The organism is Pseudomonas mosselii (assembly GCF_019823065.1).
Classification (GTDB): domain Bacteria; phylum Pseudomonadota; class Gammaproteobacteria; order Pseudomonadales; family Pseudomonadaceae; genus Aquipseudomonas; species Aquipseudomonas mosselii.
Genome location: NZ_CP081966.1, coordinates 1,677,148 through 1,703,162, shown reverse-complemented (window position 1 = coordinate 1,703,162; position 26,015 = coordinate 1,677,148). Strand labels below are relative to the sequence as shown.

At 65.7% G+C, this 26,015-nt stretch carries 25 protein-coding genes and 1 pseudogene; 11 read left to right on the top strand and 15 right to left on the bottom strand.

Annotated features, from left to right (window positions below; genetic code table 11):
• Window positions 1-32: 32 nt before the first annotated feature.
• A complete protein-coding gene (htpX, locus tag K5H97_RS07675) occupies window positions 33-920 on the top strand; it encodes a protease HtpX (RefSeq protein WP_028691724.1) in 888 nt (295 codons plus the stop codon).
• Between the two features lie 85 nt (window positions 921-1,005).
• Here the strand turns inward: htpX and K5H97_RS07670 are convergent, their stop codons facing one another.
• On the bottom strand, window positions 1,006-1,656 hold the full coding sequence (locus tag K5H97_RS07670; RefSeq protein ID WP_028691725.1) for a thiopurine S-methyltransferase: 651 nt from the start codon (window positions 1,654-1,656) through the stop codon (window positions 1,006-1,008).
• A 101-nt stretch (window positions 1,657-1,757) separates the two neighbouring features.
• Between K5H97_RS07670 and K5H97_RS07665 the strand changes: the two genes are divergently transcribed.
• Window positions 1,758-2,510, top strand: coding sequence for a DODA-type extradiol aromatic ring-opening family dioxygenase (locus K5H97_RS07665; protein WP_028691726.1), 753 nt, complete (start codon window positions 1,758-1,760; stop codon window positions 2,508-2,510).
• Between the two features lie 111 nt (window positions 2,511-2,621).
• On the opposite strand, the pseudogene K5H97_RS07660 reads toward K5H97_RS07665, so the two are convergent.
• Window positions 2,622-4,332: pseudogene (locus K5H97_RS07660) on the bottom strand (DEAD/DEAH box helicase).
• A gap of 285 nt (window positions 4,333-4,617) precedes the next feature.
• Entirely contained in the window at window positions 4,618-5,373 is a 756-nt protein-coding gene (locus tag K5H97_RS07655) for a spermidine synthase (RefSeq protein ID WP_028691728.1), read from the bottom strand.
• A 116-nt stretch (window positions 5,374-5,489) separates the two neighbouring features.
• Here K5H97_RS07655 and K5H97_RS07650 point away from each other — a divergent pair, with 116 nt between their 5' ends.
• Entirely contained in the window at window positions 5,490-6,836 is a 1,347-nt protein-coding gene (locus tag K5H97_RS07650) for a class II 3-deoxy-7-phosphoheptulonate synthase (protein WP_028691729.1), read from the top strand.
• Here K5H97_RS07650 and K5H97_RS07645 read toward each other — a convergent pair.
• Together K5H97_RS07645 and K5H97_RS07640 are read right to left on the bottom strand one after the other, a co-directional pair.
• Entirely contained in the window at window positions 6,817-8,037 is a 1,221-nt protein-coding gene (locus tag K5H97_RS07645; protein ID WP_028691730.1) for a winged helix-turn-helix domain-containing protein, read from the bottom strand. The genes K5H97_RS07650 and K5H97_RS07645 overlap by 20 nt on opposite strands.
• Before the next feature lie 76 nt (window positions 8,038-8,113).
• Window positions 8,114-8,332: a DUF1127 domain-containing protein gene (locus K5H97_RS07640; protein WP_028691731.1), complete on the bottom strand. Its 219-nt coding sequence runs from the start codon at window positions 8,330-8,332 to the stop codon at window positions 8,114-8,116.
• 96 nt (window positions 8,333-8,428) lie between these two features.
• On the opposite strand from K5H97_RS07640, the gene K5H97_RS07635 reads away from it, so the two are divergent.
• A complete protein-coding gene (locus tag K5H97_RS07635; RefSeq protein ID WP_028691732.1) occupies window positions 8,429-9,280 on the top strand; it encodes a LysR substrate-binding domain-containing protein in 852 nt (283 codons plus the stop codon).
• Window positions 9,281-9,381: 101 nt separating this feature from the next.
• On the opposite strand, the gene K5H97_RS07630 is transcribed toward K5H97_RS07635, so the two are convergent.
• Window positions 9,382-10,131, bottom strand: a complete 750-nt coding sequence (locus K5H97_RS07630) for a sulfite exporter TauE/SafE family protein (RefSeq protein WP_028691733.1) — start codon at window positions 10,129-10,131, stop codon at window positions 9,382-9,384.
• A gap of 117 nt (window positions 10,132-10,248) precedes the next feature.
• Between K5H97_RS07630 and K5H97_RS07625 the strand changes: the two genes are divergently transcribed.
• The 3 genes from K5H97_RS07625 (at window position 10,249) to K5H97_RS07615 (ending at window position 12,274) form a co-directional block, all read left to right on the top strand.
• On the top strand, window positions 10,249-11,205 hold the full coding sequence (locus K5H97_RS07625; protein WP_028691734.1) for a LysR family transcriptional regulator: 957 nt from the start codon (window positions 10,249-10,251) through the stop codon (window positions 11,203-11,205).
• 55 nt (window positions 11,206-11,260) lie between these two features.
• Window positions 11,261-11,716 carry a MarR family winged helix-turn-helix transcriptional regulator gene (locus K5H97_RS07620; RefSeq protein WP_028691735.1) on the top strand — a complete coding sequence of 152 codons (456 nt, stop codon included), beginning with the start codon at window positions 11,261-11,263 and terminating at the stop codon, window positions 11,714-11,716.
• Between the two features lie 129 nt (window positions 11,717-11,845).
• Window positions 11,846-12,274, top strand: a complete 429-nt coding sequence (locus tag K5H97_RS07615) for an organic hydroperoxide resistance protein (RefSeq protein WP_028691736.1) — start codon at window positions 11,846-11,848, stop codon at window positions 12,272-12,274.
• A gap of 101 nt (window positions 12,275-12,375) precedes the next feature.
• On the opposite strand, the gene efp is transcribed toward K5H97_RS07615, so the two are convergent.
• Both efp and earP read right to left on the bottom strand, forming a co-directional pair.
• Entirely contained in the window at window positions 12,376-12,945 is a 570-nt protein-coding gene (gene efp / locus K5H97_RS07610) for an elongation factor P (RefSeq protein WP_028691737.1), read from the bottom strand.
• A 48-nt stretch (window positions 12,946-12,993) separates the two neighbouring features.
• On the bottom strand, window positions 12,994-14,127 hold the full coding sequence (earP, locus tag K5H97_RS07605) for an elongation factor P maturation arginine rhamnosyltransferase EarP (protein ID WP_028691738.1): 1,134 nt from the start codon (window positions 14,125-14,127) through the stop codon (window positions 12,994-12,996).
• A 135-nt stretch (window positions 14,128-14,262) separates the two neighbouring features.
• Here earP and K5H97_RS07600 point away from each other — a divergent pair, with 135 nt between their 5' ends.
• The gene (locus tag K5H97_RS07600) at window positions 14,263-14,661 is read left to right on the top strand and encodes a hypothetical protein (RefSeq protein WP_028691739.1); all 399 of its coding nucleotides are present in this window, start codon (window positions 14,263-14,265) and stop codon (window positions 14,659-14,661) included.
• Window positions 14,662-14,663: 2 nt separating this feature from the next.
• Complete coding sequence (locus K5H97_RS07595) at window positions 14,664-15,146, top strand: GreA/GreB family elongation factor (protein ID WP_028691740.1); 483 nt, start codon at window positions 14,664-14,666, stop codon at window positions 15,144-15,146.
• 21 nt (window positions 15,147-15,167) lie between these two features.
• On the opposite strand, the gene K5H97_RS07590 is transcribed toward K5H97_RS07595, so the two are convergent.
• On the bottom strand, window positions 15,168-16,109 hold the full coding sequence (locus K5H97_RS07590) for a LysR family transcriptional regulator (RefSeq protein ID WP_036986316.1): 942 nt from the start codon (window positions 16,107-16,109) through the stop codon (window positions 15,168-15,170).
• Between the two features lie 116 nt (window positions 16,110-16,225).
• Between K5H97_RS07590 and K5H97_RS07585 the strand changes: the two genes are divergently transcribed.
• Entirely contained in the window at window positions 16,226-16,975 is a 750-nt protein-coding gene (locus K5H97_RS07585) for a 3-oxoacyl-ACP reductase family protein (protein WP_028691742.1), read from the top strand.
• Between the two features lie 74 nt (window positions 16,976-17,049).
• On the opposite strand, the gene K5H97_RS07580 is transcribed toward K5H97_RS07585, so the two are convergent.
• Window positions 17,050-17,928: a LysR family transcriptional regulator gene (locus K5H97_RS07580; RefSeq protein ID WP_028691743.1), complete on the bottom strand. Its 879-nt coding sequence runs from the start codon at window positions 17,926-17,928 to the stop codon at window positions 17,050-17,052.
• A 108-nt stretch (window positions 17,929-18,036) separates the two neighbouring features.
• Between K5H97_RS07580 and K5H97_RS07575 the strand changes: the two genes are divergently transcribed.
• Window positions 18,037-19,224, top strand: coding sequence for an MFS transporter (locus K5H97_RS07575; protein WP_028691744.1), 1,188 nt, complete (start codon window positions 18,037-18,039; stop codon window positions 19,222-19,224).
• Window positions 19,225-19,301: 77 nt separating this feature from the next.
• Here the strand turns inward: K5H97_RS07575 and K5H97_RS07570 are convergent, their stop codons facing one another.
• From K5H97_RS07570 to K5H97_RS07550, 5 genes are all read right to left on the bottom strand, one after another.
• Entirely contained in the window at window positions 19,302-20,654 is a 1,353-nt protein-coding gene (locus K5H97_RS07570) for a TolC family outer membrane protein (RefSeq protein ID WP_028691745.1), read from the bottom strand.
• Between the two features lie 10 nt (window positions 20,655-20,664).
• Window positions 20,665-21,957: an HlyD family type I secretion periplasmic adaptor subunit gene (locus tag K5H97_RS07565; RefSeq protein ID WP_028691746.1), complete on the bottom strand. Its 1,293-nt coding sequence runs from the start codon at window positions 21,955-21,957 to the stop codon at window positions 20,665-20,667.
• Window positions 21,954-23,675 (bottom strand): type I secretion system permease/ATPase, encoded by a 1,722-nt coding sequence (locus tag K5H97_RS07560; RefSeq protein ID WP_028691747.1) that lies wholly within the window; start codon window positions 23,673-23,675, stop codon window positions 21,954-21,956. The genes K5H97_RS07565 and K5H97_RS07560 overlap by 4 nt, the downstream gene beginning before the upstream one ends.
• Window positions 23,676-23,719: 44 nt before the next feature.
• The gene (locus tag K5H97_RS07555) at window positions 23,720-24,085 is read right to left on the bottom strand and encodes an AprI/Inh family metalloprotease inhibitor (RefSeq protein WP_248691155.1); all 366 of its coding nucleotides are present in this window, start codon (window positions 24,083-24,085) and stop codon (window positions 23,720-23,722) included.
• Between the two features lie 66 nt (window positions 24,086-24,151).
• A complete protein-coding gene (locus tag K5H97_RS07550) occupies window positions 24,152-25,609 on the bottom strand; it encodes a serralysin family metalloprotease (RefSeq protein ID WP_028691749.1) in 1,458 nt (485 codons plus the stop codon).
• Window positions 25,610-26,015: the final 406 nt, after the last annotated feature.

Genomic DNA, 26,015 nt, shown 5'->3' with positions numbered 1-26,015 from the left:
ACGAACTTATCCGTCAGGAGAACGTAACAACCATGATGCGCATTCTGTTGTTTGTAGCCACCAACCTCGCGGTGGTGCTGGTTGCAAGCATTACCCTGAGCCTGTTCGGCTTCAACGGGTTCATGGCGGCCAACGGGGTTGACCTCAACCTCGGCCAGCTGCTGGTCTTCTGCGCCGTGTTCGGTTTCGCTGGCTCGCTCGTCTCGCTGTTCATCTCCAAGTGGATGGCAAAGATGACCACCGGCACCCAGATCATCACCCAGCCCCGCACCCGCCACGAACAATGGCTGCTGCAGACCGTCGAGGAGCTGTCCCGCGAGGCCGGCATCAAGATGCCCGAGGTGGGTATCTTCCCGGCCTACGAGGCCAACGCCTTCGCCACCGGCTGGAACCGCAACGACGCGCTGGTCGCCGTTTCCCAGGGCCTGCTGGAGCGCTTCTCGCCCGATGAGGTGCGCGCGGTGCTGGCCCACGAGATCGGCCACGTGGCCAACGGCGACATGGTCACCATGGCGCTGGTGCAGGGCGTGGTGAACACCTTCGTGATGTTCTTCGCCCGCATCATCGGCAACTTCGTCGACCGGGTGATCTTCAAGAACGAAGAAGGCCACGGCATCGCCTACTTCATCGCGACCATCGTCGCCGAGCTGGTACTGGGCATCCTCGCCAGCATCATCGTCATGTGGTACTCGCGTCGCCGCGAGTTCCGCGCCGACGAAGCCGGCGCCCACCTGGCCGGCACCGGTGCGATGATCGGCGCGCTGCAGCGCCTGCGCTCTGAACAGGGTCTGCCGGTGCACATGCCCGACACCCTGAAGGCCTTCGGCATCAATGGCGGCCTCAAGCATGGCCTGGCCGGCCTGCTGATGAGCCACCCGCCGCTGGAAGACCGTATCGACGCCCTGCGCCGTCGCGGTTGATCCAGGCAGCAACAAGAAAGGGCGACTTCGGTCGCCCTTTCTATTTGCTATTTGCCATGTCGCCCTCCCCTGTGGGAGCGCCAGCTCAGCGTCTTAGCCGATAAACACGCTCCAGCAGGCTCGTCACACCGGCCTTCAAAAACTTCGGACTCTCGTCGAGAATCTCCCGCGCCTCGACCTCATCGACCCGCCACCCGACAAAACCTGCCCGCACTTCGGCGTCCGGCACCGAGAACGGCGGTCCGTCGATCAATGCCTGGTCGTACTCCAGGGTCACCAGCAGCCCCCGACAGGCCGCCGGCAACCGCTCTCCCAGCAACGCCATGTACCGCTCGCGCATCGCCACCGGCAAGGCGATCAGCGCCGCCCGGTCATACACCCCCGCGCAATCCGCCAGATCCTCGGCACGCAGGGCGAACACATCCCCGCACCACAGCTCCACCTCGTCGCTGCGCCACACCTCGAAGGCACCGTGCCGGGAAATTTGCGCCACCAAGCCATGCTCGGTGAAGAAGTCCGCCACCGCCCTGCGCGAAAGCTCCACCCCCAGCACCCGATAACCTTGGGCGGCCAGCCAGAGCAGGTCCAGGCTCTTGCCGCACAGCGGCACCAGCACCCGCGACCCCGGGGCCAACCCCAAGGTCGGCCAGTGCGCCTGCAGATATGGATTCACCCGCGGTTGGTGAAAGCCAATCTGGTTGTCCGCCCACCGCTTGTGCCAGAACGCTGGCTCCATGATCCCTCCCGGTTTTTCGATAAAAGGCTGTGAAAACTTATATTGGATCTTGATCGAAGGCTGATCGAAGATGGCTGCATCTTACCTGCCAGGACCCCGCCATGCTGCCCAGCCTGTTCATCTCCCACGGATCGCCCATGCTCGCCCTGCAACCCGGCGCCAGCGGCCCGGCCCTGGCCACGCTGGCCCGCACCTTGCCCCGCCCGAAAGCGATCGTGGTGGTGTCGGCGCACTGGGAGACCCGCGAACTGCTGGTGATGGGCAACCCGCAGCCGCAGACCTGGCATGACTTCCATGGTTTTCCGCCGGCGCTGTATGCGGTGCAGTACCCGGCACCCGGCGAACCGGCACTGGCCAGGCGGTTGTCCGAACTTCTGGGGGCCCGACTGGATGAGCAGCGGCCCTTCGACCATGGTGCCTGGGTGCCGCTTTCACTGATGTATCCCGAGGCGGATATTCCAGTGGTTCAGGTGTCGCTACCCAGCCAGGCCGGTCCTGATCTGCAACTGAAGGTTGGCCGGGCGCTGTCGGCACTGCGCGAGGAAGGCATCCTGCTGATCGGCTCGGGCAGTATCACCCATAACCTGGGCGAGCTTGACTGGCACGCCGGGCCGGATGCGGTCGAGCCCTGGGCGCTGGCGTTTCGTGACTGGGTGGTGGATCGGTTGAGTGCCGGGGATGAGACGGGGCTTGTGGATTATCGGCGGCAGGCGCCGTTTGCGGTGCGCAACCATCCCAGTGATGAACACCTTTTGCCGCTGTTCTTCGCCATGGGGGCTGGCGGGCGATTTGGCATCGTGCACCAGGGGTTTACGCTGGGGGCGCTGGGGATGGATATCTATCGGTTCGACTGATGTGCGCCAGGGAGGCGCGAGGCTGCCCCTACAGGGATCGGGGTCAGCTGATCGCCAGGCAAAAAAAATCCCCGGCCAGAAGGCCGGGGATTTTTTATTGCAGCGCCAAGATCAATCTTCGCGGTAGCGACGCAGCTTCAATTGCTTACCGGCAACGCGGGTGTCCTTGAGCTTGGTCAGCAGGCGCTCGAGGCCGTCTTCCGGCAGCTCGATCAGACTGAAGCTGTCACGCACCTGGATGCGACCGATGGCGTCACGCGCCAGGCCACCCTCGTTGAGGATCGCGCCCAGCAGGTTCTTGGCGGCGATGCCGTCACGGGCACCCAAGGCGGTACGGCAACGCACGCGGCCTTCGGCCAGCGGCATCGGCGCGCGGCGCTCGCGGTCACCACGGTCCGGACGCTCGCCGCGCTCGGTGCGCTCACCACGCTCACGCGGGGTGTAGGTCGGCACCAGCGGCTGCTCGCGCTCCACCGAAGCCAGGTCCAGCGCCTGGCCGTTGGTGGCCTTGCGCAGCAGCGCCGCGGCCAGGGCACGCGGGGTGCAGCCCAGGTCGGCGGTCAGGCGGTCGAACAATTCGCCGTGGCTGGCCTCGGACTCGGCCACCAGCGGCGCCAGGCTCTTGGTCAGCTTCTTGATGCGCGCATCCAGCACGGCTTGCGGGTTAGGCAGGCGGGCTTCGGCGACTTTCTGGCCGGTGACACGCTCGATCACCTGCAGCATGCGACGCTCACGCGGGGTGACCAGCAGCAGCGCACGGCCATCGCGACCGGCACGGCCGGTACGGCCGATACGGTGCACGTAGGACTCCGGATCGTACGGCATGTCGACGTTGAACACGTGGGTGATACGCGGTACGTCCAGGCCACGGGCAGCGACGTCGGTGGCGACGACGATGTCCAGGCGGCCATCCTTGAGCGAGTCGATCACGCGCTCACGCTGGTTCTGGGCGATGTCGCCGTTCAGCGCGGCAGCCTTGTAACCTTTGGCTTCCAGGGCGGCGGCCAAGTCCAGGGTAGCCTGCTTGGTGCGCACGAAGGCGATCAGCGCATCGAACTCTTCCACTTCCAGCAGGCGCAGCACGGCCGGGATCTTCTGGTCGGCGTGGACCATCAGGTGGGCCTGCTCGATCGCGGTCACGGTCTGGGTCTTGCTCTGGATCTTGACGTGCTTCGGCTCGCGCAGGTGGCGCTCGGCGATGGCACGGATCGAGGCCGGCAGGGTGGCGGAGAACAGCACGGTCTGGCGGGTGGCAGGGATGGCATCGAAGATCACTTCGAGGTCATCCATGAAGCCCAGCTTGAGCATTTCGTCGGCTTCGTCGAGCACCAGGTACTGGACGGTGGACAGGACTTTCTCGTCGCGGCGCAGGTGGTCGCACAGGCGGCCCGGGGTGGCGACGACGATCTGTGCGCCATTGCGAATGGCACGCAGCTGTGGGCCCATCGGGGCACCACCGTACACGGCCACCACGTTAACGCCCGGCATCTGCTTGGCGTAGGTTTCGAAAGCGGTGGCTACTTGCAGCGCCAACTCACGGGTTGGCGCCAGGATCAGGGCTTGCGGTTCGCGCTTGCTCACGTCGATCTTGTTGAGGATCGGCAGGGCGAAGGCAGCGGTCTTGCCGGTGCCAGTCTGCGCCTGGCCGATCATGTCGTGACCGGCGAGGATGATCGGGATCGACTGTTGCTGGATGGCCGACGGCTCTTCATAGCCGGTGGCCAGGACGGCAGCAACGATGTTCGGATTGAGTTCGAGAGCGGCGAATCCGCCGGTTTCCTGGGTCATGGGTCTGCCTCTAGGTGCATCCGCAAAGACCCATGCTCCAAAGCTGCACATGCCTTGAAAGACCAAACGGTCACCCAGGCAGCTTTGGCGGCGGGGATTTGCGAAAACGATTGAAATAGGAACGTCTTGGGGAGGTCCGCCTAGCGGACGCGCAGCCGAAGCTGGATTCGGAGGATTTGCACCACCTGATTTTGAGGTCCGCTAAAAGACCGGCGCGTACTATACCCGAAATAGCCGTGAGTTGTGAGAAATATTTCGAAGATCCAGACTCACATTGGATCCAGGCTGAATCGTTTCCCTGCAGACGCGTACATCCGGATCAGGTCGCCGGACGGATGGCCTTGATCAGGTACTCCAGCGAATAGCCCAAACGTGGCGCCAGCGCGGCGGCCCGCGCCCGCACGGCATCGATGTCCAGCGTCTGCTCAAGGTCCGCCGGCACCAGCAGGATCACGTTGCCCTCCTTCACCGGCAGCTCCCAGTAATGCCGGTGATACAACCCACGCAACAAGGCCGCGCCCAACGGCTTGCCGTCGTCCCCGGCCCACTGGTTGATCACCAGCCAGCCATCGGGGTTGAGCTGCTTCTGGCAGTTCTCAAGGAAACCCCAGGCCAGATGGCCGACGCCGGGGCCATAGTCGGTATACAGGTCGACAAACAGCAGGTCGGCCTTCTCCGCGCTGGACAGCAGTTCGAGGGCGTCGCCCACCCGCACATACAGCCTCGGGTCGTCGTCCAGGCCCATGTACTCCATGGCCAGACGCGGCACATCAGGGCGCAGCTCGATGGCCTCGACATCCTCCAGCGGCAGGAACTTCAGGCACGCCTGGGTCAGGGTGCCGGCGCCAAGGCCGAGGAACAGCGCGCTCTCCGGCTGCCCGTGGCACAGCGCGCCGACCAGCATGGCGCGGGTGTAGTCGTACTCCAGCCAGCTGGGGTCGGCGGTGAAGGTGCAGCTCTGCTCGATGGCGTCGCCGAACTCGAGGAAGCGATAGTCATCCACCTCGTAGACGCTGATGACGCCAAAGGCGTCCTCGACCCGTGCCAGCAGCCGCTCTTCCCGCTCCGTCGCCATCCCTACCACCTGCCCGCGCAAAAGGCCCATTGTCCGCCAATGCCGGTGGTGCAACAAGCACACCCGGGCGTACCATGACCGGCAGGCCTTAACGACACTTATGGATAGAGCTTGCAATGACCCGACAATGGACCCCTGACAGCTGGCGCGCCCTGCCGATCCAGCAGCAACCGATCTACCCCGACGCCGCACACCTGCTGAAGGTGGAGCAGACTTTGGCCAGCTACCCGCCGCTGGTGTTCGCCGGCGAAGCCCGCGAGCTGCGCCGGCAGTTCGCCGAGGTGACCCAGGGCCGGGCGTTCCTGCTGCAGGGCGGCGACTGCGCCGAGAGCTTCGCCGAGTTCTCCGCGGCGAAGATCCGCGACACCTTCAAGGTGCTGCTGCAGATGGCCATTGTCATGACCTTTGCCGCCGGCTGCCCGGTGGTCAAGGTCGGGCGAATGGCCGGCCAGTTCGCCAAGCCGCGCTCGGCCAACGACGAGACCATCGGCGACATCACCCTGCCCGCCTACCGCGGCGACATCGTCAACGGCATCGGCTTCGACGAAAAAAGTCGCGTCCCCGACCCCGAGCGCCTGCTGCAGGCCTACCACCAGGCCACCGCCAGCCTCAACCTGCTGCGCGCCTTCGCCCAGGGCGGCTTTGCCGACCTGCACCAGGTGCACAAGTGGAACCTGGACTTCATCGCCAACTCGGCGCTGGCCGACAAGTACCACCAGTTGGCCAACCGCATCGACGAGACCCTGGCCTTCATGCGCGCCTGCGGCCTGGACACCGCGCCGCAACTGCGTGAAACCAGCTTCTTCACCGCCCACGAAGCGTTGCTGCTCAACTACGAGGAAGCCTTCGTGCGCAGCGACAGCCTGACCGGCGACTACTACGATTGCTCGGCGCACATGCTGTGGATCGGCGACCGCACGCGCCAGCTCGACGGCGCCCATGTCGAGTTCCTGCGCGGCGTGCACAACCCGATCGGGGTCAAGGTCGGCCCGAGCATGAACCCCGAGGAGCTGATCCGCCTGATCGACGTGCTCAACCCGGACAACGACCCGGGCCGCCTGAACCTGATCGTGCGCATGGGCGCCGGCAAGGTCGGCGACCACCTGCCGGGGCTGATCCGCACCGTGCAGCGCGAGGGGCGCCAAGTGCTGTGGAGCTCCGATCCGATGCACGGCAACACCATCAAGGCCAGCAGCGGCTACAAGACCCGCGATTTCGCGCAGATCCTCGACGAGGTCAAGCAGTTCTTCCAGGTGCACCAGGCCGAGGGCAGCCACGCCGGTGGTATCCACATCGAGATGACCGGGCAGAACGTCACCGAGTGCATCGGCGGCGCCCGGCCGATCACCGAAGACGCACTGTCCGACCGCTATCACACCCACTGCGACCCGCGGATGAACGCCGACCAATCGCTGGAGCTGGCGTTCCTGATCGCCGAAACCCTCAAGCAGGTACGCCGCTGAGCAACGCCTGACGCAGCCGGCTGCCCTCGGCGCGGGGGCAGTTGAGCTGCACCCTCTCCAGCCCCAGCCAGGCGGCTAGCCGCTGCAAGTTGGCCGCCAGCGCCAGATACCCTTCCCCGTCCAGCCCTGCCGGTTCCTCGTGAACTGCATGCACCGCCAACCGCCCGTGGGCGCGCTCGGCGCGCAGATCCACCCGCGCGGCAATGCGCTCCCGATAAAGAAACGGCAGCACGTAGTAGCCGTACACCCGCTTGTGCGCCGGGGTGTAGATCTCAAGGCGGTAGCGGAAGTCGAACAGGCGCTCGGTACGCTCACGCGCCCAGACCAGTGAATCAAAAGGCGAGAGCAAGGCGCTGGCTTCGATGCGCCGGGGAACCCGTGGCACGCCCGCGACATAGGCTGGTTGTTTCCAACCCTGCACCGTGCAGGCCTGCAGGCGCCCGTCCTCGACCAATACGGCCAGGGCGGCCTTGCTCTGCTGCGGCGAGAGGCGAAAGTAATCACGCAGGTCCTGTTCGGAGGCCACGCCCAGGGCAACCGCGGCGTGCAGCAGCAAGCCCTGGTGCGCTTCGGCCTCGTTGGGTTGGGCCTGCTCTAGGAGGGTCGCCGGCAGCACCCGCTCGGGCAGGTCGTACAGGCGCTCGAACCCGCGACGCCCGGCCACGGTGACCTCGCCGGCGGCGAACAGCCATTCCAGCGCATGCTTTTCTTCGCTCCAGTCCCACCAGGGGCCGGCGCGCTCCTCACGGGTGGACAGGCTGCCCGCGCCCAGCGCGCCCTGGTCGCGAACCGCCGCCAGCACTCGCTCGATCACCTCGCGCCGCTCGCGGCCGAACGCGGCCAGTTGCCGGTAGATGCCCTTGCCGTCGGCGGCATGGGCCATGCGCCAGCGCATCAGCGGGTACAACGCCAGCGGCAGCAACGATGCTTCATGGCCCCAGTATTCAAACAACCGGCGCTGGCGGCGCTGCCCCCAGGCGAGCTGGTCGAGCAGGTCGCGCGGATAGTCGCCCAGGCGCGAGAACAGCGGCAGGTAGTGGGAGCGCACCAGGGCATTGACCGAGTCGATCTGCACCACGCCCAGGCGCTGGAACATGCGCGTGAGACTGGCAGGGGTCGGCGGGCCGCCGGGCGACTTGCCGAAGCCCTGGGCAGACAAGGCCAGGCGGCGGGCCTGGGCGAGGGACAGGCTGAGGGACATGCAGTGGGCTCCGTCTGATGTTCAGACAGTAAAGACGCAATCGCCGGACAGGTTTGTCCGGCGATTGCAGCCCTCTTCATTTACGCAGCGGGTCTTCCCAGAAATGCCGGTCGGCCTCCTGCTGGATATCGGCCCGCGACAACCCCAGGTCGTGCAGCGTGGCATCGCTCAGGCGCGCCAGTTCGTCGCGCTGGCGGTGCAGTTCGTACCAGCGCAGCAGCCGCCCGCCGGCATCGTGCAACAGGTGGCCGAGGGTAGACCCAGGCTGGTGAGCAACGTTGAAATGACCTTTCATCTTGACGCCCTCCTTGTGGATGGCTCCAGTCTCTTCCCAGGCCTAAGATCAATCCAACGAATGTTTCTGATGCCATGCATCTCGGAGATTGATGCCATGTCCCAGTATCAGAGTCTCGACGCGGACGTGCTGCGCACCTTCGTCGCCATCGCCGAGCAAGGCGGCTTCACCCGCGCCGGCGAGGTGGTCAACCGCACCCAGTCGGCGGTGAGCATGCAGATGAAGCGCCTGGAGGAGGACATCCTGCAGCGCCAGCTGTTCGAGCGTGACGGCCGCCAGGTGCGCCTCACCGCCGAGGGCCAGGTCCTGCTGGGCTATGCCCGGCGCATCCTCAAGCTGCACGGCGAAGTGTTCAACACCCTGCGCATGCCGCACATGGTCGGCGTGGTGCGCATCGGCACCCCGGACGACTACGCCATGCGCTACCTGCCGGGCATCCTCACCCGTTTCGCCCAGGCGTACCCGCTGATCCATGTCGAGGTGCACTGCGACTCGTCCAAGCAGCTGATGCTGCGCCAGGACCTGGACCTGACCATCGTCACCCGCGAGCCGGGCAACGAAGTTGGCCAACTGCTGCGCCAGGAGCGCCTGGTGTGGGCCGCGGCGAAGGGTTTCTGCCCCCACGAGCAGCGGCCGATGCCGCTGGCGCTGTTCAACACCGACTGCTTCTGCCGCGCCTGGACCTGCAACGCCCTGGAGCGCCAGGGCATCGAGTACCGCATCGCCTACACCAGCCCGAGCCTGGCGGCGATCTTCGCCATCGTGCATGCCGGGCTGGCGGTGACCGCACAGTTGCAGAGCCTGATCGGCGGCGACCTGCGCATCCTCGGTGCGGACGACGGCCTGCCGCAGTTGCACATGGCCAATGTGATGCTGCTGCGCAACGACCAGCAGCATTCGCCGATCACCGACTGCATGGCCGAGTACATCGTCGAAGGGTTCAAGTAACACGTCAAAACTATCGCGGGGCAAGCCCGCTCCCACCAGTGATCAAGCATGGGAGCGGCGGTGCGCCGATGCGACTTGCCCCGCGATCAGGCAGACTGCGCCTAAAGCTCGAACCCAAGCATCACCGCACACACCACCAAAAACCCGCAGAACAGCGTGCGCAACACCTTCTCCGGCAACGCATGGGCCAGCTTCACCCCCCAGCTGATGCTCAGCAACCCACCCACGGCCAGTGGAATCCCGATGCCCCAGTCGACACTCTGGTGCACCCCGTAGGTCAACAGCGTCACCATGGTGCTCGGCGCCGCCAATGCCAGCGACAGCCCCTGGGCCACCACCTGGGTAGTGCCGAATACCGAGGTCAGGATCGGCGTGGCCACCACCGCCCCGCCCACGCCAAACAGCCCACCCATGGTCCCGGCGAAGCTGCCCAGCACGCCCAGCCAGGGCCACGGATAACGCAGCTGGTTGCTCGGCGGCCGCACCGGCAGGAACATCCGCGCCACATTCCAAACCGCCAGCGCCACCAGGAAACCGACGAAGTACAGGCGCATCGACTGGGCATCGATGCCCACCGCCCAGATCGACCCCAGCCAGGCGAACACGAAGCTGCACAGCGACAACGGCACAGCATGGCGCAGCTCGATGCGGTTGCGCTGGTGGTAGCGCCACAGCGCCAGCAGCACGTTGGGCACCACCATCACCAGGGCGGTGCCCTGGGCCAACTGCTGGTCAAGGCCGAACAGCACGCCCAGCGCCGGAATGGCGATCAACCCGCCGCCGATGCCGAACAGCCCACCCAAGGTGCCGAGCGCGGCCCCCAGCACGATATACATCACCCACTCGATCATCAGCGCCTCATCCGCCTGCTTTCAGAGAATGAGGGCATGCTAGCCAGTCACGGCTGGCGGGGAAACGCACAGCAGCGCACAATGGCTTTGCGCATTTCGCACAAGCATCGAGCCGCCATGAGCCCCGACATCCTCACCGAACAACTCAGCCTGTTCCTCGACGTGCTGGAAACCGGCAGTTTCTCCGCCGCCGCCCGGCGCCATCCGTTGACGCCCTCCGCGGTGGCGCGGCGCATCGACAACCTGGAAAGCGCGGTGGGCAGCCGCCTGTTCTCGCGCAGCACCCACGCCGTGCGCCCGACGCCGGCTGGCAATGCCTTCGCCGAGCGGGCCCGGCGCATCATCGAGGAGCTGCGCCTGGCACGCGCCGAGGCGGTGTCGTTGAGCAATGCCCCGGAAGGCTTGATCCGCATCGACGCACCAGCCGCCTTCGGCCGTCGCCACCTGGCCCCGGCCATCGCCGATTTCCTGGTGGCCTATCCCGGGCTCGACGTGCAGCTGCGCCTGATCGACAGCTTCGTCGACCTGCACGGCAGCCACCTGGGCGAGGTGGACCTGGTGCTGCGCGCCGGCCCCCTGGCCGACACCCGCCTGGTGGCCACGCCCCTGGCCTACATGGTGCGCATCGCCTGTGCCAGCCCCGCGTACCTGGCCAGCCGCGGGGTGCCGGCCTGCCCCAGCGAGCTGCCCGGGCACGACGGCCTCGACTGGGACGGACTGGCCCCGCCGTTCGCCTGGCGCTTCGCGGTCGCCGGCCAGACCCGCCTGTACCGCCCGGCGCGCATGCGCATGGCCGCCAACAACGCCGAGACCCTGCTGTTTGGCGCCCTGGCCGGCTTGGGCGTCGCCCACCTGCCGACCTGGCTGATCAGCGACTACCTCCTGCGTGGCGAACTGCTCCCGCTGTTCTGCGACAACGGCCTGCCGGAGCCCGAGACCAGCGGCATTTACGCCCTGCGTCTGGAACATGAAACGAACTCTCGCAGCCGCTTGCTGCTCGAATTCCTCAAGAGCCGTTTCAGCCCGGTGCCACCCTGGGACCTGGCGCTGAGAAGCGAGCTGCGCTGGCAATGAGCGCACCAAGCTTTGGCGTGCTAGATTTCAACCCTTACCGATTCCAAGGACCTGCATGAACGCCGACACCCAAGCCCCCTGCGACGCGCTGCTGCTGGACAACCAGGTCTGCTTCGCCCTGCACTCGACCTCGTTGCTGATGACCAAGGTCTACAAGCCCCTGCTGCAAGCACTGGGCCTGACCTACCCGCAGTACCTGGCCATGCTGGTCTTGTGGGAACAGGACGGCCTGACCGTGGGCGAGATCAGCCAGCGCCTGCTCACCGACCCCGGTTCGCTGACACCGCTGCTCAAGCGCCTGGAAAGCGAGGGCCTGCTCAAGCGCAGCCGCAGCCGTGAGGATGAACGGGTGGTGCTAGTGCAACTGACCGACCAGGGCCGCGCCCTGCAGGCCGAGGCCCAGCGCGTGCCGCAGTGCATCCTGCAGGCCAGCGGCCACAGTGCCGAGCAACTGCGCAAGCTGCAGGCCGACCTGCTCGCCCTGCGTGCGCAGCTGCAAGAAAACCTCTGACGTCTAAGCTGTGAGATGGCTGTTCGGATGAATGGTCGAATATTTAACTTGCGCACTAAATAATTGCGCGCTAAGTTAATCCCATACCCACTCAGCGCCGACGGCGCACAGCACCAAGCGAGGCTCAAGATGCAAAAGGTCACTCCGCTGTACATCGCAGAAGCCACTTCCACCGGTGGTCGTGATGGCAAATCCCGCTCCAGCGACGGCAAGCTGGAAGTCAAGCTGAGCACCCCCAAGGAACTGGGTGGCGCAGGCGGTGACGGCACCAACCCCGAGCAGATGTTCGCCGCCGGCTACTCGGCCTGCTTCATCGGCGCGCTGAAGTTCGTCGCCGGCCAGGAGAAAAAGGCCCTGCCGGCGGATGCGTCGATCACCGCCAACGTCGGCATCGGCCAGATCCCGGGCGGTTTCGGCCTGGACATCGACCTGCACATCAACCTGCCGGGCCTGGCCCAGGCCGACGCCGAAGGGCTGGTGGAAAAGGCGCACAGGGTCTGCCCTTACTCCAACGCCACCCGCGGCAATGTGGATGTGCGGTTGCATGTGACTGTCTGAGGACGCCGATGCGACTTGCCCCGCGATGAAGGCGACACGGTTTCACAGGCACAAAAAAACCCGGCCAAGGCCGGGTTTTTTCGTGCTCATCGCAAGAAGAATTACTTCTTGGAACGGCCCTTGAAGCTGTTGTCGCGAGTGTCGATGTCGATCCACTCGTCGATCTGGATGAAGTCGGCAACCGAGATCTCGGTACCGTTCTTCAGCTTGGCAGGCTTCATGACCTTGCCCGAGGTATCGCCACGTGCGGCGTTCTCGGTGTAGACGACCTGGCGGCTGATGGTGGTCGGCAGTTCTACCGATACCAGGCGGCCTTCGAAGAACACGGCTTCGCAGACGTCTTCCATGCCTTCTTCGATGTACGGCAGAACGGCGTCGATGTCTTCGGCGTTCAGTTCGTACATGGTGTAGTCGGTGGTGTCCATGAAGGTGTACGAGTCACCGCTGATGAACGACAGGGTCGCTTCTTTGCGATCCAGGATCACGTCGTCCAGCTTGTCGTCCGCACCGTATACGGTTTCGGTCTTGTAGCCGGTCAGCAGGTTCTTCAGCTTGGTCTTCATGATCGCGCTGTTACGGCCCGACTTGGTGAACTCAGCTTTTTGAACCAGCCACGGGTCGTTGTCGATCCGCAGTACGGTACCGGGTTTCAGCTCTTTACCAGTTTTCATTACGAAGTATCCGAATCTGGATGGATTTATAAAAATCGAGGCCGCGTATCATAGCGAATTTCGGTAAAACTGTACCAGCCTCGTGGCAAGGTCCGGCCGAGCGGCCTGCGCGGCCTGCCACTGGCGGGCGTGTTCGCGCACCTCGTCCCAATGCGGCTGCAGCGCCAGCCAGGCCTGGCCCATCGGTCGATCCATGTTCCAGGCGCGCCACAGTTCGGTCAGTGCCTGCCCGGCGGCGGCCGACAGGCCTTGGCGATAAAGGGCGAGGAATGCCTCGAGCTTTTCCCAGTGGGCGTTCTCTTCCTGGATGTAGATGTGCCAGAGCATCGGCACGCCAGCCCATTGCGCGCGCACGAAAGAATCCTCGCCGCGAACGGCGTTGAAATCGCAGCTCCACAGCAGCCGGTCGTAGTCGTCCTGGCTGACGAAAGGCAGGACCTGCACGGTCAAGGCCCCACGCCGATGCAGCGCGCCCACCGGCAAGTCTGCCTCGCCCAACCAGTTGCCGAGGTCACCCAGGATGCGCCCCTGCGGCACCAGCAAGTGGGTCGGGTGCGCATCGGCGGCCAGCACATCGAGCCAGTTGCCCAACTGCGGGTTCTCGTAGGCGAACAGCGAGATCAGACGGGCCCCTTCCTGGGGATGCACTGCCAATCCCGTCAGGAACTTCGCCCGCTCGTCAGGCGAATGCCGGAATGCTTCGCAACGCGGCAGCAAAGAGGCTTCACGCAACAAACCACCGGTGTTCTCGGTGAAGCCCGGGAAGAAGAAAAACTTGCGCAGCCCATTGGCCTGAGGCGAAGGCAAGCCGTGGCAACCCTCCACCCAGTCTTCGGCGCTCAGGTAGTCCAGGTTCAGCCACAAGGGTGGCGTGGGCTGACGGGCCATGGCCTCGATGTAGCCGTCCGGCAGTTGGCAGGCAAAGGCACCCACCACCACCTGGGCTGGCTGCGCATCGTGCCACGTGACAGGCCAGTGGCATATCTCGACGCCCTGCTGCCACTGTTGCCCGGCCTGGATGCTGGCCTGCGGACACAGGCGCGCGAAAGCCTGCAGGTCGTCCACCCACAGGCGCACCGCCAGGTCGTGCTCGGCCACCAGCTGGCGCGCCAGGCGCCAGGTGACGCCGATGTCGCCATAGTTGTCGACGACCGTGCAGAAGATGTCCCAGGTGGTTTTCATCGCCACGTTCCGTTACCTGCGAAAAAAGACCGCGGATTTTGCGGATATTTGCCCGCCAGCAAAAGCGCGGCGCTGAAAAAACCTGTCGCGCCATGCGAGAATGGCCCCCACTAACCTGCCTGCCAGGAGGCCGCCATGCCCCGCCCCCGCGAATTGAAGATCACCCTCAGCCCCGTGCAACTGGTGCTGTGCGTCGCCCTGGGCCTGTGGCTCGGCGCCGTGGCCATCGCCCTGAGCCTGTGGCTGGCCTTGCGCCTGTGGCCGGCACAGGTGCAGCCGCTGGTCGAGGCCGCCGTCCCCGCCGTGGTCCAGCCTGCGCCTGCTAGCGCGCCAGCACAACCGGCCGACGCCCAGGCGCAGATGTTCGAGCACTACAAAGAGATCCTGCACAAGCAGGAACTGCAACAGGCCGCCGAGGCTGCCCAAGGCAACCCGCGCAACCTCAACAGCCCCAAGTGCCAGTTCTGGCTGCAGCAGAACCGCACAGCGCCGACCGACAAGAGCCAGGCCAACGTGCTGGAGTTCTGCTACTGACCATGGACAAGGCCAGCCTGCTGCAACGCATCATCGCCACCCTCGAGCACGACATGGAGGTGCTGCGTCGCGCCGCCCAGACCGCCTACGAGGCCGCCACCGCCGAAGAGAACATCGCCGAGAACAAGTACGACACCCTGGGGCTTGAGGCGTCGTACCTGGCCACCGGGCAGGCGCGGCGCACGGCCGAGATCCGCCAGGCGTTGCTGACCTACCAGCAGTTGGCGCTGCGCGATTACGACCCGGCGCGGGGGATCCAGATCGGTTGCCTGGTGACCCTGGAAGACGAGGCGGGCCAGCGGCGCCGGCTGTTCCTCGGGCCGGAAGGGGCCGGCCTGAAGATTGGCGAGGGGGATGGGCTGGTAACGGTGATCACGCCGCGCGCACCACTGGGGCAGCAACTGCTCGGCAAGCGGGTGGATGATGAAGTGAGCCTGGTGGTGTCCGCAGTGGCGCAGGTGCAGTTCATCATCGAGATCACCTGAGCCAGCGCGATCGCGGGGCCATCAATGACCCCGCAGCGCATCGAACCGCCCCGCCAGCCCCCGCTCGGCGAACTGCTCCACCACGAAATCGATGAAGGCCCGGGTCTTGCCCGGCAACAGCTTGCGCTCGGCGTAGTACAGGCTGATATGTCCATCGTCCACGTACCAGTCCGGCAATACCCGGCTCAGGCGCCCTTCGTTCAGGTAGGGCAAGGCGAACGGCAGGCTGACCAGGGCGATGCCCAGGCCTTGCTCGGCCACCGCGCAGGCGGCGTCCGAATCGCTCATGGTCAGGCGCTGGGGCAGTTGCAGCGGCTGTTGCTCCTGCCAGCGACTGGTCAGCGGCCAGCTGCGCACCCGGCCGGTCTGCGGCGAGCGGATAAGGATGCCGGCGCACGCCTGCAACTGCTCCGGGCGACTCAGTGGTCCGTGCTGTTGCAGGTAGCCCGGCGAAGCGACCAGCACCCGGTGCGCCGGGGTCAGCTTGCGTGCCACCACCCCGGGCGGCAGTTCGAAGCCACCACCGATGGCGGCATCGAAGCCCTGGCCGATCAGGTCGACCTGGCGGTTGTCGAAGTGCCAGTCCGCGGTCACCGCCGGAAAACGGGCGAGGAACTCACCTAAAAGCGGCAACACGTACAGGCGCCCGAATACCGTGCCCATGCTGACCCGCAGCACGCCCGAAGGATGCCCTTCGCAGTTGGCGAGGTTGGCCACGGCATATTGGATGGTGCGGAAACTCTCGCTCACCTCGGCCAGAAAGCGCTGCCCGGCCTCGGTCAGGGTCAGCTTGCGCGTGCTGCGCAGGAACAGGCGCACGCCGAGCCGCGCCTCGAGCTGGGCGACGTTCTTGCCGACCGCCGCCGGGGTGAGCGACAGGCGCCTGGCCGCCTCGGCAAAGCTGCCGACTTCGGCGCTGCGGATGAAGCATTCCAGGCTGCTGAACGATTCCACCACGGCCATTATCAACTCCTGGTTTATTCTAAGTAACTCGATTGCCATCTTATCAACAGGTAATCGAGCGCGGATACTGCGTCCATCCCAAGCCATCCGGCCTTGCTTCACCGCAGGAGATCAGCATGTCCCAAACACTTCCCCTCACCGGCAAGGTGGCCCTGGTCCAGGGCGGTTCACGCGGTATCGGCGCGGCCATTGTCCGGCGCCTGGCCCGCGACGGCGCCAAGGTCGCCTTCACCTATGTCAGTTCCAGCGCCAGCGCCGAGGCCCTGGCCGGTGAAATCAACAACGCCGGCGGCCAGGCCCTGGCCCTGCGCGCCGACAGCGCCGATATCCAGGCCGTGCAACAGGCCGTCGCCGACACCGCCAAGGCCTTCGGCGGCCTCGATATCCTGGTCAACAATGCCGGCGTGCTGGCGGTGGCGCCGGTGGCCGAGTTCGACCTGGCCGACTTCGACCGCCTGCTGGCAATCAACGTGCGTAGCGTGTTCGTGGCCACCCAGGCGGCGGTGAAACACATGGGCAAGGGTGGGCGGATCATCAACATCGGCAGCACCAACGCCGAGCGCATGCCGTTCGCCGGCGGCGCCCCCTATGCCATGAGCAAGTCAGCACTGGTCGGCCTGACCAAGGGCCTGGCCCGAGACCTGGGGCCGCAGGGGATCACCGTCAACAATGTGCAGCCGGGGCCGGTGGACACCGACATGAACCCGGCCAGCGGCGAGTTCGCCGAGAGCCTGATTCCGTTGATGGCCATCGGGCGCTACGGACAGGCGGATGAGATCGCCAGTTTCGTCGCTTACCTGGCGGGGCCTGAAGCGGGCTACATCACCGGGGCGAGCCTGCTGGCCGATGGAGGGTTCGCGGCCTGATTCGCGATCCCTGGTTACCCAGATCGCGCAAGGAGCAGCGTTGCAAGCACCGCCAATGTCGAAGCGATCAGACATCAGATGGCGAGGAGGCTCTGCTCCATGACATCGAGAAAAGCCCGCGCCGCGGGCGTGGGGCTCGGCGACCAGACCGCGTAAAGATGCCGCACCGGCGCATCCACCAGCGATACCGTGGCCACGCCCTGAAAACCCCGGGCGATACGCTCGGGCACCAACCCCAGCGCCATCCCGCGCTGGACAAACTTTTCCACCAGGCGAATATGGCCGATCTCGAACTGCACCCGATGCCGCAACCCCGCCGCCTGGAACGCCTCGTCGGTCTGCCGACGCGCCCCGGTACCCTCGGGAAAGTCCACCAGCACCTCATCGGCCAGATCGGCCAGGGCCAGCTGCGCCCTGCCCGCCAGCCGGTGGCCGGGCGGCAACACCGCCACCAGCTCCTCCCGCGCCAGCAGGCGATGCTGCACGCCATGCAGCGTTTCGCCCTGCCACAGGCCGATGAAGCCCACATCCAGGCGCCGTTCGCAGACATCCGCCACCAGCAACTCGCTCTTGGCGGTCAACCAGCGCACGTCCACATCCGGATAACGCTCATGGAACACCGCCAGCAGATCGACCAGGTCCAGCGCGGTGAGCGAACTGATCTCACCGATCGACAGACGCCCACGCACCTGCCCGCAGGCGGCGGCCACATCCTCGGCCACCCGCCGCGCCGCCGCCACCGCCGGTCGGGCGCTGAGCACGAAGGCCTCGCCGGCCGGGGTCAGGCGCACGCGCCGCGAACTGCGCTCGAACAGGCTCACCCCCAGTTGTGCCTCCAACCGCGCCACCTGGTGGCTGAGGGCCGACTGCACCACGTGGCAGCGCTCGGCGGCGCGGGTGAAGCTGCCGGTGTCGGCCACGGCCAGGGCGTATTCGAGCTGCTTGAGGTTCATCGAACTATCTGCTTTCAAGATGGATAAGTTGAAAACTATACATTGGTGTCATGCCAGACACTTCCTGATACTTGTCGCCACACACCCTTGCCTGCAACGAGACTATCCATGACCGCCCCGACTCTTGGACGCGCCCTGATCCTGCTGATGGCCACCGCCACCGGCCTGGCCGTGGCCAGCAACTACTATGCCCAACCGCTGCTGCACAGCATCGCCCAACAATTCGGCCTGAGCACCGCCCGCGCCGGCACCATCGTCATCGCCGCCCAGCTCAGCTACGGCGCCGGACTGCTGTTGCTGGCGCCGCTGGGCGACCTGTTCGAGCAGCGCCGGCTGATCGTCACCATGGTGCTGATCGCTACCGCCGGGCTGGTGATCAGCGCCTGCGCGCCGAGCCTGCCTTGGCTGCTGTTGGGCACCGCGCTGACCGGGCTGTTCTCGGTGGTGGCCCAGGTGCTGGTGCCCATGGCCGCCGCCCTCAGTGCCCCGGAGCAGCGTGGGCGCGCCGTGGGCACGCTGATGAGCGGGCTGTTGCTGGGCATCCTGCTGGCGCGCACCGCCGCCGGCTTCATGGCCGAACTGGGCGGCTGGCGCAGCATCTACGTGCTGGCGGCGGTGCTGATGGCGATCAGCGCCCTCGCGCTTTACCGCAGCCTGCCGCGACACCACAGCCACGCGGGGCTCAAGTACCCGGCGCTGATCGGCTCGGTGTTCCGTCTGTTCGTCGAGGAGCCGGTGCTGCGCCTGCGTTCGCTGCTGGGGTTGCTGGCCTTCAGCCTGTTCGCGCTGTTCTGGACGCCGCTGGCGTTCCTGCTGAGCAATGCGCCCTACCACTACTCCGACGCGGTGATCGGCCTGTTCGGCCTGGCCGGCGCGATCGGCGCGCTGGCGGCCAACTGGGCCGGGCGCCTGGCCGATCGCGGCAAGGGCCCGCTGGGCACTACCGTGGGGCTGGTAACACTGCTGCTGTCGTGGGTGCCGCTGGGCTTCGCGCAGCAGTCTCTGGTGGCGTTACTGGTGGGGGTGCTGCTGCTCGACCTGGCGGTGCAGCTGGTGCATGTGAGCAACCAGAACGCGGTGATCGTGCTGCGGCCGGAGGCGCGTACACGGCTCAATGCCGGGTACATCACCTGCTACTTCATAGGCGGGGCGCTGGGGTCGTTGCTGGGGACACAGCTGTTCGAGGTGCATGGCTGGGATGGGATCGTGGTGGCCGGGCTGGTGATCGGGGCGCTGGCGCTGGTGGTGTGGGGGTTGGCTGAGCGCAAGCGCGGGAAGCTGGTCGTGGCCGCCTGAATGCCCGGCCCCTCTGTGGGAGCGGCCTCGGCAAGGCTGCTCCTACAGGGATTTGTGGATGACCTGGAGCCTTGGGCTCAGCCTGACTTGCCCTCGATGAACGCTTCATCCACCCGCGCCAGTTGCGTCTCGCTCAGCACCCCGGCCTGGTAATGCAGCTTGATCCACGCCAGCAGGTAGTCGTAACGCGCCTGGGCCAGGTCGCGGCGGGTAGTGGCCAGCTGCTGCTCGGCGTTGAGCACATCCAGGTTGACCCGCTCGCCGCCCTGCACGCTCTTGCGGGTGGACACCACCAGCGCCTCGGCCGCCACCAGCGCCCGCTCGTAGGCGCGCAGGCGGCTGGCGCCGGACTCGCAGGCGTTGTACTGCTTGCGCAGCTCGATCAACGCGCTGCGGGTGTTGCCGTCGAGCTCATACTCGGCCTGCTCCAGATGCCGGCTGGCCTGGCGGGTCGAGGCCAGCACCCCGCCCCCGGCGAAGATCGGCACGCTGACTTCGATACCCACGGTATTGGTGTCGTAGCGCTGGTTGTAGGTGTTACCGCTGTCCGACTCCTGGCGCCGCGAGGTGGCGAAGGCAGTCACCTTGGGCAGGTGCCCGGCACGGTTGCGCTCGACCTCATACCGCGCCACTTCCAGCGCCTGGCGCGACGAGGCCAGTTGCGGGTTGTTGGCCAGGGCCCGCTCCTGCCACGCCTCGTAGCCGCTGGGATCGACCACCGGCAGGGCGAAGCCCAGGCGCAGCGGCGCCAGGTCTTCTACCCGCACCGCCGGCTCGCCGATCAGCGCCCCCAGCTCGCGCAGCGCGGCATCCTGCTCGTTGCGCGCCTTGATCTCCTCGGCATCGGCCAGCTCATAGCGGGCCTGGGCCTCGAGAATGTCGGTGCGGGTGCCTTCGCCGGCGTCGAACAGGCGCTGGTTCTGCTGGAACTGCTGGCGGTAGGCCTGCTTGCTGGCCACGCTGATGGCGATCTGGTCCTGGGCGAACAGGGCCTGGGTGTAGCTGGTCATCACCCGCACCAGCAACTGCTGGCTCTGGTCGCGGAAGCTTTCGTCGGCGAACAGCGCCTGGGCCACGCCCTTGCGATAGCTCGAATAGGCTTCGTAGTCGAACAGCGGCTGCTGAAGGATGAAGGTCGAGCCCATGCTGTTGTAAGTACGGTCCTCCTTCTGCCGACGCGAATCGCCGAGATAACGCACCTCGGAGTCGTTGCGCCCCTTGTTGTAGCTGTACGACAGGCTGGGCAGCAGGCCGGCGCGACCGATGGCGCGGTATTCCTGGCCGGCCTCGCGGGCCTTGAACGCCGCGAGGTAGGTCGGGTCGCGACGCAGGGCCTGCTCGTACACCTGGAACGGCCCCATGGCCGCCTGGACGGCGGTCGGCAGCCAGACACAGGCCAGCAGCAGCCCGATCAGTGGGAACTTCTTCACTGGGCGGTCCTTATTGTTCGGTCAAGGCGGTGCCTGCACGGTCGAGCAGGGGTTTGAACAGGTAGTTGAGCAGCGAGCGCTCGCCGGTGCGCACGAACAGCTCGGCGGGCATGCCCGGGCGGATCGCCAGTCCCTGCAGACGCGCCAGCGCTTCTTCGCTGACGGTGCTGCGCAGCACGTAGTACGGCTGGCCGCTGCGCTCGTCGATCAGCTGGTCGGCCGACACCAGCGCCACCTCCCCGGTCACCCGTGGCGTGCGGTTCTGGTTGAACGCGGTGAACAGGATGTCCACCGGCAGCTGCGGCGCTACCTTGTCCACCAGGTTCACCGGCAGGCGCCCTTCGACTTCCAGCGCGGTGCCCTGGGGCACGATTTCCAGCAGGGTGTCGCCAGCCCGCACCACGGCTCCCTCGGTATGCACGCCGAGGTTGACCGCCACGCCGTCCGCCGGCGCCAGGATCTCACTGTGCTGCAATTCGAAGTGCGCGGAATTGAGCTGCTGCTCCAGGGTCGCGGCCTTGACCTGGGCTTCGGCAAGCTGGGTGCGCACTTCTTTCTGATACTCCTCACGGCGCTGCTGCAGATTGAGCCGGGCCTCGACGATCACCTGCTCCAGGCGCGCGCTCTCGCCGGCGTTCTGCGCCAGGTCGCGCTGCACCTGCGACAGCTGGCGCTGGTACTCGAGCACACGGTTGCGCGGGATATAGCCGTCGCCGGCCAACGGGCGCAGGCTGTCGAGCTGCTCGCGCAACGAATCGGCCTGTGCCTGCAGGTCGCTGCGCGCGCGGCGCATGCCGGTCAGCTGGGCCTGGGAGCCGTCAATGCTGGCGGCCAAGGCGCCCTGCTCGCGGGCCTGAGCCTGGCGGCGGCTGTCGAACAGCTGGCGCTGGCCTTCAACAATCAACGCCAGGCGGGCATCGGAATCTTCCAGCAACTCAGCGGGAAACTGCACCTGCCCCAGGTTGTCGCGCTCGCTCTGCCAGCGCGCCAAGGCGGCGCGGGTCATGCGGTACTGGGCCTGCAGCGCATCGACATCGGCCTGCACCTGGGTGCGGTCGAGGCGGAACAGCGGCTCGCCCTGGCGCACCAGCTGGCCTTCGCTGACCAGAATGCGGCTGACCACGCCGGCGGCCATCGACTGCACCGCCTTGCGCTTGCCCGACACCACCACGGTGCCCTGCACCGGCACGCCCTGGTCGAGCGGGGCGAGACTGGCCCAGGCCATGAAACCGCCGAAACCGACCAGGGTCAGCAGCCACCCCAGGCGAACATGGAAACGTGCGTCACGGGTGTGCTGGCTCATGCGCCACCTCCGGCTTGCAGCGGGCGTTGCGCCGGGGCCTGGCCCATGGCATGGAGGATGTCGCGGGCCGGGCCGAAGCCCTGCATGCGCCCTTCGTTCATTACCAGCAGCTTGTCGGCTTGTGCCAGCGCCGCGCTGCGGTGGGTCACCAGCACCACGGTGCGGCCCTGGGCCTTGAGCTGGACAATGGCACTGGCGAGCGCGGCCTCGCCGTGGCTGTCGAGGTTGGAGTTGGGTTCATCGAGCACGATCAACCGAGCATCGCCGTACAGGGCGCGGGCCAGGGCGATACGCTGCTTCTGACCACCGGAAAGGTCGACCCCCTCCTCGCCCAGGCGTGTGTCGTAGCCCTGGGGCAAGCGCAGGATCAGATCATGCACGCCCGCCAGGCGGGCCGCCTCGACCACCTTGACGCCGTCCAGCTCGCCGAAGCGGGCGATGTTCTCGGCGATGCTGCCGCGCAACAGTTCGATGTTCTGCGGCAGGTAGCCGATATGCGGGCCCAAGGCATCGCGATCCCACTGGCTGAGCTCGGCGCCGTCGAGGCGCACATGGCCGCTGATGGTCGGCCACACACCGACCAGCACCTTGGCCAGGGTCGACTTGCCCGAGCCCGAAGCGCCCAGCACGCCGAGCAATTCACCCGGCGCCAGGGCGAAGTTCACCTGCTGCAGGGTGGCCAGGTCGCGCCCAGGCGGGCCGGCGCTGACCTGCTCCACCGCCAGTTGCCCGGTGGGCACCGGCAGCGGCATCGGCGTCGGCGGCTCGGGGTGCTCGCGCAGCAGGACGTCCAGGCGCTGGTAGGCCAGCTGCGCGCCACTCCACTGCTTCCATACCGCGATCAGCTGGTCGATCGGGGCGAGCACACGGCCCATCAGGATGGAACCGGCGATCATCATGCCCGGGGTCATCTGCCCCTCGATCACCAGCAGTGCGCCCAGCCCCAGCACCAGCGATTGCAGGCACAGGCGCAGGCCCTTGCTGGTGGCGGTGATCACCGCCGAGGTGTCGCTGGCCTTGTTCTGCAGGTCGAGGAAGCGCCCGTGCAAGGTGTACCAGCGCTGGCGCAGGGCGCCGAGCATGCCCATGGCCTGGATGCTCTCGGCGCTTTGCAGCTGGCTGCCGGCCAGTTGCGTCGACTGCTGCTGGAAGCCACTGGCTTCGGCCAGGGTGGCGTGGGTGAGGCGTTCGTTGAGGATCGCCAGGGCGATCAGCAACAGCGCGCCGACCGTGGCCATCACCCCCAGCCAGACGTTGAAGGCGAAGATCACTGCCAGGTAGATGGGGAACCAGGGGGCATCGAAGAAGGCGAACAGCGCGGGGCCGGTGATGAACTGGCGCAGCTGGGTCAGATCGCCCAGGGCCTGCCCGGCGGCGCCGTCACGCTGGCGCAAATTGCGCTCGAAGGCCGCGCGGTAGACCTTCAAGTTGAAACTTTTCTCCAACTGGTTGCCCACGCGGATGACAATGAAACTGCGGATTGCTTCAAGCCCGCCTATATAAACGAAGAAACCGACCACCATCAGCGTCAACACCCACAAAGTTGTGGTGTTCTGCGAACTCAGTACACGGTCGTACACTTGAAGCATATAGATCGATGGCACCAGCATGAGCAAGTTTATCAATGCCGTGAAACAGCCCACGCTGATCAAGGTCGACTTATGTTCGCCGAGTGCCGCCCACAAAGGCGCCCCGGGCTTTTTGCTCGGTAGTTTCATGTTTCGCCCTGGCTCAACTGGAACTTTTTAGTTCCAGGCTGGGATTATTTGTCGAGGCGCTCAAGCACCAGTTGCTTGCCGTCCGGGGTGGTCCAGGCGTAACGCTGGGCGCCTTCGCGACTGAAGTGCACCACGCTGCTGCCGTCACTGCCCACCAGGGCCAGGGTGTCGGGGGTCACCAGCCAACTGCCGGGGCGCAGGCCTATCAGCCCCTTGGCACACTCCAGATCACCTTCGATTTCGCCTTCCGTGGCGCCAAGACGCAGGTCGCAAGCCTGGGCCTGCTGCTGTTCGGGGTAAAGCTGCCAACGGCCGGCCAGCTGCGCGGCGTTGGGGAGTAACAGGCTGCTCGCCATGACTACCTCGGTCATCGACACCATGGGGATCGCGGCCAGCGCGATCGTTCTCAAGTTTGCTTTCATTGGTTCGCCTCACCGGCAAAAAGGGGCGACGCGCAGGCGCCACCCCCTGTTGCATCAGACCACGATGTCGGTGACAGCGGCCTGGCCAACGGTGGTCACCAGGAAGTCAGCCGAGCTGTTTCCGGTGAAGTCGATGGCCAGGCTGCCCAGGTTGGTGGCCTGGTCGTAGGTCAGCAGCGCCTCGCCGGCATGACCGGTAAAGGCGTTGACGAACTGCAGCGGCAGCTTGTTCACGGCGAACGCGGAGATGGCCGACAGGTCGATCTTGTCCACGCCCGAAGTGAAGTCCATGATGCGATCCGGCGCCGCCTTGGTGGAGTCGCTGACGGCCGCGAACACGAAGGTGTCCGAGCCGCTGCCGCCCCACAGCTGGTCGGCACCGCCGCCGCCGTAGATGATGTCGTTGCCGGCACCACCCTTGAGCACGTTGGCCAGCGCGTTGCCGATCAGCAGGTCGTTGCCCGAGCCGCCGATGGCGTTTTCGATGGTCACGCCCTTGGCGATGGAGACGTTGCCGACCATGCCGCCGACGTCGGAGAACGACGCTTCGTTGAGGTTGATCTTCTGGTTCTGGGTGAACCCGGAGAAGTCGAAGGTGTCGTTGCCGCCACCGTCCCACACCGAGAACACCAGCTTCGACGAGGCCGAGGTGGCCGAGTAGAAGTCGCGATCAGCGGTGGAGTTGAAGCCGTAGGTGGTGTCGCTGGCACGGGTGGCGTAGTTGGCGCCGTAGAGCTTCTGGATCGCCAGGATGTCGTCCATCAACGGGGCCGAGGCGTAGTACTGACCGCCGCCCTTGATGAAATTCTGCCCGTTGTTGCTCTCGCTCCAGTAGCTCATGACGCTGTAGCCACGGGTATCCTGGGCATAGTCGGCGTCACGGTAGGTCGGGTTACCCTCGCCGGCGTTGTAGTCGCCGGGGTGGGACAGGCCCAGTACGTGGCCGATCTCGTGGGTCAGGGTCTGACGACCGTAGTTACCGGTACCCGGGTTGATGTTGACCTGGTAGCCGCTGTTGATCAGGTACCAGGACTCCCCTTTGTGCGAGCCAGGCCCGTCGAACGGCAGGTAGGCGAATGCCGCGCCGCCGTTGCTGGCGCTGAAGTTGCCGAAGGTCATGTGACCGTCGCCGCCCGATGCCGCCTCGGTGAAGGTGACCTTGGCCACGTCAGCCCAGGACTGCATGGACAGCTTGGCCTGTTGCTTCTGCAGGTCGCTGAACTGGCTGAAGGAGCCCAGTCCGCGGCTGTAGAAGTCCGAAGGTGCCTTGGTCAGGAAGGTGTAGGTGAGGCTGATCGTGCCGTCCTTGTTCAGGTCTTTCCAGGCAGCGCCGTCACGCAGGATGTGATCGGCGGCCTGGTCGGCCGTGAAGGACTTCTTGCCATTGATGTTCGCGCCGCCGCGGTCGTACTGGTGGGCAAAGCTGTCGATCAGGCCGAAGGACGAACTTGGCCCCTTCGGTTGCAGTGCGGAAACGGCGGAAACAATGGCGTTTTCTTTGACTTTCGACATGCAGATTACTTCCTTGTGTACAAAAAAGCAGTTGATGTCCGACAGGGTTCTCCCACCGGGCGAGAACTTCCTGTCACTCGCCTTTATGAGGCGCAAAAAAACTGACACACATTGAAACTTAATGTCCAGCGTTTTTTGACGCCATTTTTTCGTTTTCGAAAATTAACTGTGCCGCACTAATTTGCGCAAACTGCGATGGATCAACGGCGCCAGCGATAAGCATTAGTTACAGTCATGACCCATGGCAGTTATAGACAACGGTTCGAAGTTTACTTTCGAAAATGCGACTTTCACTTGTTGAGCGCCGCCGTTCGCTCGTCTATGCGCTTTACTGCGCGACAACCCGCCACACGACCCTCCGTCGCCTGCTCGTTGACTTACCGGCGTGGCAAGCGCTCAGTAGGCG